The 9,178-nt window shown below is 33.6% G+C and carries 6 protein-coding genes; 4 read left to right on the top strand and 2 right to left on the bottom strand.

Annotated features, from left to right (window positions below):
* The first annotated feature begins 964 nt into the window (after positions 1-964).
* From thrS to rplT, 4 genes are all read left to right on the top strand, one after another.
* Positions 965-2,911: a threonine--tRNA ligase gene (thrS, locus tag H603_RS0111130; RefSeq protein WP_026708679.1), complete on the top strand. Its 1,947-nt coding sequence runs from the start codon at positions 965-967 to the stop codon at positions 2,909-2,911.
* Positions 2,912-2,927: 16 nt separating this feature from the next.
* Positions 2,928-3,485 (top strand): translation initiation factor IF-3, encoded by a 558-nt coding sequence (gene infC / locus H603_RS17325; RefSeq protein WP_370566944.1) that lies wholly within the window; start codon positions 2,928-2,930, stop codon positions 3,483-3,485.
* Between the two features lie 106 nt (positions 3,486-3,591).
* Positions 3,592-3,789: a 50S ribosomal protein L35 gene (gene rpmI / locus H603_RS0111120; RefSeq protein WP_022827375.1), complete on the top strand. Its 198-nt coding sequence runs from the start codon at positions 3,592-3,594 to the stop codon at positions 3,787-3,789.
* 173 nt (positions 3,790-3,962) lie between these two features.
* Complete coding sequence (rplT, locus tag H603_RS0111115) at positions 3,963-4,307, top strand: 50S ribosomal protein L20 (protein WP_026708677.1); 345 nt, start codon at positions 3,963-3,965, stop codon at positions 4,305-4,307.
* Between the two features lie 692 nt (positions 4,308-4,999).
* Here the strand turns inward: rplT and secDF are convergent.
* Together secDF and mdh are read right to left on the bottom strand one after the other, a co-directional pair.
* Entirely contained in the window at positions 5,000-7,978 is a 2,979-nt protein-coding gene (secDF, locus tag H603_RS0111110; protein WP_026708676.1) for a protein translocase subunit SecDF, read from the bottom strand.
* A 227-nt stretch (positions 7,979-8,205) separates the two neighbouring features.
* Positions 8,206-9,141: a malate dehydrogenase gene (gene mdh / locus H603_RS0111105; protein ID WP_026708675.1), complete on the bottom strand. Its 936-nt coding sequence runs from the start codon at positions 9,139-9,141 to the stop codon at positions 8,206-8,208.
* Between the last annotated feature and the right edge of the window lie 37 nt (positions 9,142-9,178).

The following is a 9,178-nucleotide window of genomic DNA, read 5'->3' as shown; positions in this document are numbered from 1 at the left end:
TTTTTTTAAAATAATCTGAAAATAAATTTTCAACTCATTTCGTTTTGCTTGCCATCATGTAAAGAACTTATTCGCTGTTGCGGGTGCAAAAGTAGGTAGTTTAAACCGATAAACAATACACCAAAACCGCTTTTGTTTACTTTATTTTTAAAACACTGTTTAACTTATTGAAAATGTATTATTTGAGGTTAGACTAAAATGAGCTTTTTTTCGGTTTGTAGGATTAATCGACAGATTAAGAGGCAAAGTCTCTACCTAATCATGTAAATTAAAGATTCAATCGCACTCATTATATAACTTGATCAATCAAACACTTCTTAATCTCGTTTCTAATCTTACAAGGGTTATCAAAATATAATGGAGAAGCACAGTACACTGGTCACCGCCCAACCCTAGCCCTGATAGTAGTGGAAATCCTTTTATAATTATTCGATGGTAATCGAGTAATTATAAAAGATTGCAGCGGATAGCAGGAAATAGCTCCTAAGTGAAATAAACCTTAGATAGCTATACTTAATAATACAGACAGAGCGAGTCAAGACAACCAAACAACTATTTTAAAGATTCAAAATTAAAATCGGTTGCACGATAACCTACCAAATACAACATGAGACATAGCACAACAGTCTTGACCAAAATCAGAAAACACCCTCTCCTATATATAAGGAGTAAAATGAAATGAAAAAACATTCATTAAACAACGAAACATTAACTAGCCTTGATAGCAGTGGAAATCCTACTGACAACCTCGATGACAATCGAGAAGGTCAGTAGATTGTAGCGAATAGCAGGAAATAGCTGCTAAACCTAAAGAAACTATTAACCAAGATAGAGCTCGCTGTATTTAAAATACACTAAAAATCAAGCTAACGGATTATTCCTACTCCGTAAAAAAAAACAAACCTTATATATATTGTGTGTGTTTTTGTAAAGGTTTATATTTGCATTCTTAAATTAACAAACAATGATTAAGATTACTTTACCCGATGGGTCAGTTAGAGAGTACGCAGCAGACGTGACTCCGATGGATGTTGCTAAAAGTATTAGCGAAGGATTTGCTAGAAATGTAATTTCGGCTTCTTTTAATGGTACAACAGTTGAAACGTCAACTCCTTTGACGACGGACGGTAGTCTTGTTTTATATACATGGAATGACGAAGGCGGAAAGAAAGCTTTTTGGCACTCTACTTCGCACGTGATGGCACAAGTTCTTGAAGAAATGTATCCTGGAATCAAATTAACTCTTGGGCCTGCGATAGCTAACGGTTTTTATTATGACGTAGATTTTGAAGAACATAAAATCACTGAAGCTGACTTTAAGAAAATCGAAGACCGCGTTCTTGAAATTTCGAGAGGAAAACATGAATTTAAATTACGTCCTGTAACTAAGGCTGAAGCTTTAGAAATTTATAAGGACAACGTTTACAAAACTGAAATGATAACAAATCTTGAGGACGGAACAATTACGTTTTGCGATCATGATACTTTTACTGACTTGTGCCGAGGTGGTCATATTCCAAATACCGGAATCATCAAAGCAATGAAAGTGATGAGTGTTGCCGGTGCTTACTGGAGAGGAGACGAAAAGAACAAGCAATTAACAAGAGTATATGGAACATCTTTCCCTAAACAGAAGGACTTAACTGAATACTTACTTTTACTTGAAGAAGCTAAACGAAGAGATCACAGAAAACTAGGTAAGGAATTAGAATTGTTTGCATTTTCTCAAAAAGTAGGTCAAGGTTTACCATTATGGCTACCAAAAGGAGCTGCATTAAGAGAACGCTTAGAACAATTCTTGAAAAAAGCGCAAAAGAAAGCTGGTTATGAACAAGTAGTTACGCCACACATTGGACAGAAAGAATTATATGTTACTTCTGGACATTATGCTAAATACGGGGCAGACAGTTTTCAACCGATAAGCACACCTCATGAAGGTGAAGAGTTTTTACTGAAACCAATGAATTGCCCGCACCACTGTGAAATCTATAACGTAAGACCGTGGTCATATAAAGACTTACCAAAACGTTACGCTGAATTTGGTACTGTTTATAGATACGAACAAAGTGGAGAGTTGCATGGTTTGACTCGTGTACGTGGTTTTACTCAAGATGATGCACATATTTTTTGCACACCAGAACAACTAGACGAAGAATTTAAAAAAGTCATTGATTTAGTACTTTATGTTTTTGGTTCGTTAGGATTTGAAAATTTTACAGCTCAAATTTCACTAAGAGACAAAGAAAATAGAGAAAAATATATAGGGACAGATGAAAACTGGGAGAAAGCAGAGAACGCAATTATCAATGCCGCTGCAGACAAAGGTCTAAACACTGTAATAGAATACGGCGAAGCAGCTTTTTACGGTCCAAAATTGGATTTCATGGTAAAAGATGCCTTAGGAAGACAATGGCAGTTAGGAACGATTCAAGTGGACTACAATTTACCAGAACGTTTTGATTTAACTTACAAAGGATCTGATAATGAATTGCACAGACCAGTGATGATTCACAGAGCACCATTTGGTTCTATGGAGCGTTTTATAGCCATACTTTTAGAACACACTGCAGGAAATTTCCCACTGTGGTTAATGCCTGAGCAAGCTATAATCTTGTCTTTAAGCGAGAAATATGAAATTTATGCTAAAAAAGTTTTAGATTTGCTAGAAAATCACGAAATTCGCGCATTAATAGACAACCGAAACGAAACAATTGGTAAGAAAATCAGGGATGCAGAAATGCAAAAAATCCCATTCATGCTTATTGTAGGAGAAGAAGAAGAGAAAAACGGGACTATTTCAATACGTCGTCATGGACAAGAAGGCAAAGGTAATATTACTATTTCAATAGAAGAATTTGCCGCTATTGTTGACGCAGAGATTAAAAAAACATTAAAAGTATTTACAGTTTAACTTAAATTATAAAGTCATAGCAATAAGAAGCAACAGAGGTTACCAACCTCGCGTAGAAAAAAAGGATGCCCACAGAATTAATAATCATATTCGTGGTATACAAGAGGTACGTCTTGTAGGTGAAAACATTGAGCCTGGAGTTTTTAAACTTTCAGAAGCACTACGTTTAGCGGATCAATTTGAACTAGATTTAGTTGAAATTTCACCAAATGCTGAGCCGCCAGTATGCAAAATCATGGATTACAAGAAATTTGTTTACGAGCAAAAGAAACGTGATAAGGTTTTAAAGGCGAAATCTACACAAGTAACTGTGAAAGAAATTCGTTTTGGTCCTCAAACAGATGAGCATGATTATGAATTTAAAAGAAAGAACGCTGAAAAATTCTTGAAAGAAGGTGCTAAGTTAAAAGCTTTTGTATTCTTTAAAGGTCGTTCTATTATTTATAAAGATCAAGGTCAAATCTTATTATTAAGATTAGCTACAGACTTAGAAGAATTTGGTAAAGTTGAAGCGATGCCAGTTCTTGAAGGAAAGAGAATGATTATGTTCATTGCTCCTAAGAAAAAGAAATAGTTAATAGTCAAACGGCAAACGGCAATAGTGTAGAACTATTGGCTAATGGCTAATGGCTAATTACTCAAAATAAGTAAGTAAGAATAAATTAAAACACTAGGAAAAAATGCCTAAAATGAAAACCAAATCTAGCGCCAAGAAACGTTTTAAAGTTACTGGTTCTGGAAAGATTAAAAGAAAGCATGCTTTTAAAAGTCACATCTTGACTAAAAAATCTAAAAAACGTAAATTAGCTTTGACACACTCAGCGTTAGTTCACAAAACAGATATGAAAAGTATCAAACAACAATTAAGAATTATCTAGGAAGCCATTAGTAAAAAGCCACTAGCTATTAGTTTTAAAACTTTTGCCTATTGCCTTTTAACTTTTGCCTAAATAATCTTTAGGTTAAAACAATTTAAAAATAACCTTGGAGTATGGCCATTAAGTGCTTTTGATTCAATTCAAGCCGCCTGCTACAAAAACACATAAAAATTATGCCAAGATCGGTAAATTCAGTTGCTAAAAGAGCAAGAAGAAAAAAAATAATGAAGCAAGCCAAAGGTTTCTTTGGTAGACGTAAAAACGTTTGGACAGTTGCTAAGAATGCGGTAGAGAAAGCAATGTGCTACGCTTACCGTGACAGAAAAGTGAATAAAAGAAATTTCCGTGCTTTATGGATTCAACGTATCAACGCTGGAGCTAGATTAGAAGGAATGTCTTATTCTCAATTCATGGGTAAAGTGAAAAAGAACAATATCGAATTGAACCGTAAAGTTCTTGCAGATTTGGCTATGAACCACCCAGAAGCTTTCAAAGCAATACTTAATAAAGTAAAATAAACGTTTTATCAACTCAATTTAAGATTACTTACTTACATAGAAAACCTTAATCGAAAGATTAAGGTTTTTTTTATGCCTAAACATCAACTAGAGCAAACGAACTGAGTCTCAAAAAATTTCCCCACATCAAACTTTGAAATGGAGATAATTATCTCTTACAATAGCCTCACACATGTGCACTAGTTTACAATATAAATAAACATAACTAAATTCTACATAGCAATTCTTGCATTAATCTCCAGTTTAAACCGTCGATTAAATTGCTATTAATATGATTTGATTGATTACATAAAATCCTAGTGGAAACTGCCTTTAATTCATTCCTGATGACACTTAAAACACGTTGAGAAGCAAGTTAGCCCTAGGGCATATTAATTTTCTACTCTAACTCATAATATTACTTGCCATTTTTTGAGATTATTTAAAACGACTTATAAAAATTAGTACAGAAAAAAAATATTAATAGACCAATCAACTAAAATGACCTTATAACTACTTTACTCTCGTTTTTAGCTTATATCTGGTGAAATCAAAGCAGAACATTGTCTTATATCATTGATGAAGCTCATGGTTCAAATAGAGCACAAAAGATTAACAAAAAAAAAACAGTCTAGGCTTTACCCTCAAAATTTGTATAAAAAAAAAGGACTGTCTAAATAGACAGTCCTTTAATAATTTTATTTAACAAGGTATTATGAAATCACCTCTTCATGTTCTTTTTCAACACGGTTTTTATCTTCTTTTGAGATCGTATCCACTAAAACTGGAGTAGCGATAAATAAAGATGAATATGTTCCCACAACGATACCAACTAACATTGCAAAGATAAATCCTCTAATAGATTCTCCTCCAAATATGAACATGATTAATAAAACCACGATCATTGTCAATGACGTATTAATTGTTCTAGACATAGTAGTGTTAATCGATTGGTTAACGATATCAGCGAAATTTCCTTTAGTCTTACCTGCCAAAAATTCACGAACTCTATCAAATACAATTACAGTATCATTCATCGAATATCCAATAACTGTTAAGATTGCAGCGATAAAGTGCTGGTCAATCTCCATTCCGAAAGGCATGAATTTATAGCATAGAGAATAAATTCCTAATACAAAGATAACATCATGCGCAACAGCAGCGATAGCACCCAAACTATATTGCCATTTTCTAAAACTAATCATCAAGTACAAGAATACTAATAACATGGCACCAAGTACAGCCCAGTAAGCATTAGTCTTGATATCCTGTGCAACTGACGGACCAACTTTTGAAGCTTGAACAATACCAATTGTTTTACCATCATAAGCATTAACGAATTTATCGTATGTTAATCCTGCTGCATAATGATGTTTTAAAGTTTCAAATAACAACTTATTAACCTCTCCATCAGCTTCTACACCATGTTCTTTAACTTTGTACTTTGTTGTGATTTTTAACTGATTATTATCACCAAAAATTTTTACTTCAGCACTTCCGTCAAAAACGTTAGCTAACTCAGCTTTTACAACATCTGTTTCAATTGGTTTATCAAAACGAATTTGGAAAGTTCTTCCTCCTACGAAATCTACACCTTCATCTAAACCATTTGTTGACAATGAAATGATACTTACAACAATTACAATACTTGAAAATAAATATGTCCATTTTTTCATTCCTAAGAAATTGAAATGAAAGTTGTTGAATATTTTCTTAGAAAAATTAGTTACAAACGTTAAGTCATTTTTAGTTTTCAAATTTCTATCTAAGAAAATTCTAGCGATAAAAATCGAAGTAAACAATGAAGTAGCAATACCTATTAGCAAAGTTGTTGCAAAACCTTTAATTGGTCCTGAACCAAATATAAATAATACCGCACCTGTCAATACATGCGTTACGTTAGCGTCAGTAATAGATGACATTGCACCTCTCCAGCTATAAGAAGTCTTAATAGCTTCTTCTAATGTTTTACCAGCACGTAATTCTTCTTTTGCTCTTTCATATATAATGATATTCGCATCTACTGCAGTACCCATTGTTAAAACAATACCAGCAATACCAGGTAATGTTAATACAGCACCTAAACTTGCTAATATTCCGAAAAGGAAAAGTAAGTTAACCGCTAATGCTATGTTAGAATACCAACCAGCTTTACCGTAATAAACCATCATCCATAGTGATACAATAAGTAAACCTACAATCGCAGAATTTGTACCATTATCAATAGCTTCTTGACCCAATGATGGTCCAACAACTTCTGACTGTACGATATCTGCAGCAGCAGGTAATTTACCAGCTCTTAATACGTTAGCTAAATCCTTAGTTTCTGTAATATCAAAGGCGCCAGAAATCTCAGATCTACCACCAGCGATAGGTCCGCTTGATACACCTGGAGCAGAGTAAACGATATTATCAAGAACAATTGCGATATTACTTTTTTGAGTATATGCTTTCCCTGTTAATTCTTCCCAAGCTTTCGCACCTTGTCCGTTCATTTGCATAGAAACAGATGGTTTTCCTGATTGATCAAATGAATCTTTTGCATCAGTCACAACTCCACCACCCATAGCAGCTACATTGTCTCTATTTCCTTTTAAAGCGTATAATTCTACAACTTCAATTTCTTTGTCTTGAGCATTTGTGATAGTTGTCGATTTACCCCAAACAAATTTAACATAACGCTGTTCTGCAGGAAGTAAAATTTTAATATCAGCTCTTTTTAAATAACCGTTTACAGTTGCTGTATCCTTAGGTAAAAACATTCCTAAAACCGGACCACCACCTTGAGCAACAATCTTGTCAAATAAAGGGTTATTCCCTTTTTGAACAGCTGCCGTATCTTTAACATCACTCAATAATGCGCTTAATGAGTCTTTTACAACTGTATTAGTTTGAACTTTATTAATTTCAGTCTTTTTCAAAGCCTCGTTAGCAGCAACTAAAAAGTTACCAACTTCGTCGATTTTATACGTTTCCCAAAACTCTAATTGAGCTGTACTTTGCAATAGTTTTTTAATTCTGTCCACATCTTTAGCCCCTGGAAGCTCAACAAGAATTTTTCCAGACTCTCCTAATTTTTGAATATTAGGCTGCGTCACACCAAATTTGTCAATACGTTTTCTAAGTACTCCAAAAGCACTTTCTACAGATTCATCAACTTTTCTCTTAATGATTTTTTGTACTTGAGAATCAGTCATTTGATAATCAACACCATCTTCACCTTGTAAACTTCTGTTAGCGAAAATCTCTGGCGAAGCTAATTTTACAGATCCTTTTGAGTTTGCTTCAAAAGCTTCGAAGAATGCATCAATATACGTTTGATTTCCTCTTTGATTTGCAGTTGCATCAGCTAATGATTTATTAAAAACTGGATTTTTAGAATTATTAGATAATCCTTTCAAGATATCTTTTACAGATATTTGAAGTGTAACGTTGATTCCACCTTCTAAGTCAAGACCCTTGTTAATTTGCTTGTCACTAACTTCATTAAATGTGAAGTCTGTAAATCCAAGATCAAAAACTTTTTCTTTACCAATAGAATCTAAATATTTAGCTTCTTTATCAGGATTCCCACCTGCAAATGCTTTCGCATCGTTTTTAACTTTGCTTGCGACAAATGTGAATGATAGTTGGTAAATACTTACCAATGCAAATAGAATTGCGAAAAATTTAATGAGTCCTTTATTCTGCATTATTACTAAAAATTAATTATTTTATATTTATTTATTGTTGTTTTTAACTCACTAGAAAATAAGTTGTAATCGTAAAATTCCTCAATAAAAACAGCTGAAATTAATCCCCTATTTTTTATAAACCGAGCAAATATATAATTAAGGTTAAGATTAACCAATTTATTTATTAATTAATCTCAAAAAAAAGACTGCAATTGTGCAGTCTTCTTTGTTCAATAACACTTATACTAAGCTAAAATCGATTTTAAAGCGTCATTCATATTCCTAACAGCATCTGCACTCTTAGCAAACAATCCTTTTTCAGACTCGTTTAACTCAATTTCAACGATTTCCTCTACACCGTTTTTACCAATAATACAAGGAACGCCAATACATATATCGTTTTGACCATATTCCCCTTCTACCATTACAGAGCAAGCAATCATCTTCTTTTGATCGTTTAAAATACTATCTACTAAAAATGCAACTGAAGCTCCAGGTGCATACCATGCAGATGTACCTAATAAACCTGTTAAAGTCGCTCCACCTACCATAGTATTTGCTGCAACTTTTTCTAAAGCCTCTTGCGATAAAAACTGTGAAACTGGAATACCATTATAAGAAGCTAATCTCGTTAATGGAATCATCGTTGTATCACCATGCCCTCCTATTACCATCGCAGCAATATCATTAGCGGGTTTATCTAAAGCCATTGATAAATATGTTCTAAAGCGAGAGCTATCTAAAGCTCCACCCATACCAATAATTCTGTTTTTAGGTAAACCAGTTGCTTTTAACGCTAAGTAAGTCATCGTATCCATAGGATTTGAAACAACAACTATGATAGCTTCTGGCGAATGTTGTAAAACGCTCTCTGCAACAGATTTTACAATCCCGGCATTAATCCCGATTAACTCTTCTCTAGTCATACCAGGTTTTCTGGGAATTCCTGATGTAATTACTACAACATCACTATTAGCAGTTTTAGAATAATCATTAGTAACTCCTGAAACCTTTGTATTAAATCCCGTATTTGTAGCACACTGCATTATATCAAGTGCTTTTCCTTCAGCAAAACCTTCTTTTATATCTAATAAAACTACTTCACTAGCAATACCTCGGTACGATATAACATCTGCGCAAGTGGCTCCAACATTTCCTGCTCCTACAATAGTAACTTTCATATTTTTGAGTTTATGTGGTTATTTTATTTATTGGTTA

The sequence above is a fragment of the Flavobacterium frigidarium DSM 17623 genome, from assembly GCF_000425505.1.
Lineage (GTDB): Bacteria > Bacteroidota > Bacteroidia > Flavobacteriales > Flavobacteriaceae > Flavobacterium > Flavobacterium frigidarium.
Note: the sequence above shows the minus strand (reverse complement) of the source record. Positions and strands in the feature narration are given on the sequence as shown.